This is a genomic window from Allocoleopsis sp. (assembly GCF_036703385.1).
In the GTDB taxonomy this organism is placed as follows: Bacteria; Cyanobacteriota; Cyanobacteriia; order Cyanobacteriales; family Coleofasciculaceae; genus Allocoleopsis.
On sequence record NZ_DATNPA010000583.1, the window covers coordinates 1 to 3343 of the forward strand.

The following is a 3343-nucleotide window of genomic DNA, read 5'->3' on the forward strand; positions in this document are numbered from 1 at the left end:
GGTGTACCCACCACCTCTACCGTGCGTGCTGTTCAGATCATGAAGGCTCAAGCTGCTGCTCACATCAAAGATACTCCCAGCGAAGCGTTTGCTGGTTCTAAACTACGCAAAATGGGATCTCCTGTGGTAGAAGATCGTTGCGCCAGCTTGGTGGCTGAAGCTTCCAGCTACTTTGATCGTGTGATTTCCGCACTGAGCTAGTCACTGGCTAGTAGATCTTGAAAAAAACTAAACCACAATCAACACTCTAAATTATCGGAGATTTAAGAAATGAAATCAGTTGTTACCACCGTGATTGCGGCTGCTGATGCAGCGGGTCGTTTCCCCACTACCTCTGATCTGGAATCCGTTCAAGGTTCCATCCAGCGGGCGGCTGCGCGTCTGGAAGCGGCTGAAAAGCTGGCTAACAACCTCGACAACGTAGCTCGTGAAGCTTACGATGCTTGCATTAAAAAATATCCTTACCTAAACAATGCTGGTGAAGCCAACTCCACCGACACATTCAAAGCCAAGTGTGCTCGCGACATCAAGCACTACATGCGCCTAATTCAGTACTGCCTGGTTGTCGGTGGTACCGGTCCTCTGGATGAGTGGGGTATTGCTGGTCAGCGTGAAGTGTATCGCGCTCTGGGTCTGCCCACTGCTCCTTACGTTGAAGCTCTGAGCTTCGCTCGCAACCGTGGCTGTGCTCCTCGTGATATGTCAGCTCAGGCTCTGACCGAGTACAATGCACTGCTTGACTACGCAATCAATTCTCTGTCCTAACCTAATGGGTGGATTGGTGGTTTTGTGACAGGGTAGATTCCTAGTATTTTCGGCCTGGAGGTTCTTGGCTTTTTGCTTTGCCTGTTAGGGTTAAGTAATGGCAAAGAATCTCCAGGTTTGTTGTGTTTGAATAGAGCTGTCGATCAGTAACCACTTGTAGGCGTAATATCAAGTTTGGCTCCTTCACGCTATCTGTTGTCAGCTACTCGCAACCCGTAAGAAGAGTACTGGCTAAAAGCTGACAGGTATCTGCTCCTAGGCTGATTTATGGATAAACGCTTTTTTAATTTCTTTAATCTGACGGAAGACCAGGCGATCGCCCTTTTAGATACACCCCAAGATCAGGTGAGTCAGGATGATTCGCGTTACATCGCGGCTTCCCATTTGGTGAACTTCCCTACGCAGCGCTCAATTCATGCCTTGATGCGGGCAGTAGAACAAACTGACCCAACACTAGAGAACCGAATCGTGCGCCGAAAGTCAGTAGAAACATTGGGTAGACTCCAAGCTGCACAAGCCTTACCACTGATTCACTCCTGCTTGAGTGATGGAGACTGCTACACGGTAGAAAATGCCGTCTGGGCGATTGGCGAAATTGGGACTCAGGAAGCGGTCATTCTGGAAGATGTAGCTCAGTTGCTCAATCGGCCTGGGCAAACCTACCGGGTGATTATTCACACTCTAACCAAGTTGAATTATCAGCCAGCCTTGGAACAGATTCGCCGCTTTGTTGATGATGCTGACCCACCTACCGCAAGTGCGGCGATTGCTGCCGTTTGTCGCTTCACGAGAGACTATGACCAAATGCCGAAGGTCGTAGCCATGTTACAACACCGAAATGTATTAGCGCGACGCTTGTCCATTCAGGATTTGATCGATGCCCGGTATTATGATGCCATTCCCGATATTGCTCGATGCCCGGTATCCCTGGTGTTTCGGCTGCGGGGAATTCGGATGTTGGCAGAAGCTGGAATTTCTGCCGGAGCCATCACCTTTGAAACGATTCAACCCTATTTAGAGCAGACCTTACGCGATCATCCCAATGATCTGAGTTTAGTGCATCATTACGACCAACCGCCTGCACTACCATTTTTGGTGCAAGAGTTGTACGAAACTGACTTTGGGCGCTGCTATCTGGCAAGCAAAACGATACTTGAGCATCACGCTGAGGCGGCTCCTGCCGCTCTGTTTGCGACCTATGCAGAAGAAGCCAAAAATGACTATGGTGCCCACTTCCATGTGATCAAGCTGTTTGGCTGGCTGAAACATGCTCCAGCCTACGATCTACTGATTGCAGCCCTGCATAACAAGCAACCCCAGTTTCAGAAATCACGCGCCGCAGCAGCGATCGCCTTAACTGAACTGGACGATCGCCGAGTGATTCCCGATCTGCAAGCCTGTCTGGAAACCAACATCTGGGATCTGAAGTATGCGGCATTGATGGCCTTGGAACGCTTTGGCGACGAGAGTGGCTACGAACGAGTCGCTAAGGATCAGGATTGGTTGATCCGAGAAAAAGCCAATTCAAAACTAAAGGTTAAACGTTAAAAAGGCAAAGATATCTAGCCCAGCGCTCAAATTTTTCATCTTTAAGACCTGAGTATGACAACGGAAGAACTTTTTCAACAACTAAAGCACCCGAACCCCCACCTGCGTGAACAGGCCATGTGGGAACTCGCCCAAAACCAGGATGAAACCACGATTTCCCGCCTAATGAGCATTCTAGACGAGGAAGATACGACCTATCGTCGGGCAGCCGTCAAAGCGCTGGGGGCGATCGGAATGGATGCTGTGCCTCCCTTGGTCGAGGCATTGCTCAAGAGTGAAAATGTTACGGTTCGGGGTAGTGCCGCCAAAGCCCTGGCGCAAGTTGCCCTCAATTATCCAGAAACTCCCTTTCCTGAACAAGGAGTTCTTGGATTGAAAACGGCTTTGCAGGATGCCAATCCAGTGGTGCATATTGCCGCCGTGATGGCACTGGGCGAGATTGGTTCTCCAGTTGTCGATGTCTTGATTGAAGCTTTGCAAACAACTGATAATCCGGCACTGGGAATCTCAATTGTAAATGCCCTGGCCTCGATCGGGGATAGCCGGGGAGTGGATGTACTTCAACGCCTGATTGAGGATGAGTCAACCGACTCCTATGTGCGGGAGTCTGCCAATAGTGCCTTGTCTCGCCTGGAAATGACGATGAAGTTTCAGAGGAGAGAACAGTAGAAGTAGATGCGAGGGAGAATCACCATCATTCCTCCATCACCAATCATCTTGTGTCTGTCGGCGCTCAATTTGAGCGATCGCCAGCTTTGCCAAAATCCGAATGACTTCTAATTCGTCATTCAGAACCGCTTGTAATGGTTCAAGGGCTTGAGGATCGCCAATTTTGCCGAGGGAGTTGATAGCCGCCTTCCTCACGTCTAAATCAGTATCTTGAACGGCTCGAATTAAAGGCTCAACAGCGGGAGGATAGGTCACTTGCCCCAAGGCTGCCGCTGCCTCTGTACGAATGAGTGGTTCCGGGTCAGCCAGAGATGAAACCAGGAGGTTGCAAGATTTTTCATCGGACTGCTCTTGTGCCACA

Annotated in this window: 4 protein-coding genes and 1 pseudogene; 4 read left to right on the forward strand and 1 reads right to left on the reverse strand. The window is 49.9% G+C overall.

Annotated elements, in window-relative coordinates:
• From cpeB to V6C93_RS28195, 4 genes and pseudogenes are all read left to right on the forward strand, one after another.
• Positions 1–201: pseudogene (gene cpeB, locus V6C93_RS28180) on the forward strand (C-phycoerythrin subunit beta); the annotation flags it as partial.
• A gap of 69 nt (positions 202–270) precedes the next feature.
• Positions 271–765 carry a C-phycoerythrin subunit alpha gene (gene cpeA, locus V6C93_RS28185; protein ID WP_015184557.1) on the forward strand — a complete coding sequence of 165 codons (495 nt, stop codon included), beginning with the start codon at positions 271–273 and terminating at the stop codon, positions 763–765.
• 267 nt (positions 766–1032) lie between these two features.
• Positions 1033–2313 carry a HEAT repeat domain-containing protein gene (locus tag V6C93_RS28190; RefSeq protein ID WP_333479993.1) on the forward strand — a complete coding sequence of 427 codons (1281 nt, stop codon included), beginning with the start codon at positions 1033–1035 and terminating at the stop codon, positions 2311–2313.
• A gap of 54 nt (positions 2314–2367) precedes the next feature.
• A complete protein-coding gene (locus V6C93_RS28195; protein ID WP_333479994.1) occupies positions 2368–2982 on the forward strand; it encodes a HEAT repeat domain-containing protein in 615 nt (204 codons plus the stop codon).
• 36 nt (positions 2983–3018) lie between these two features.
• Here V6C93_RS28195 and V6C93_RS28200 read toward each other — a convergent pair.
• Positions 3019–3343: HEAT repeat domain-containing protein (locus tag V6C93_RS28200; RefSeq protein ID WP_333479995.1), on the reverse strand; the 325-nt coding region annotated here is incomplete at its 5' end.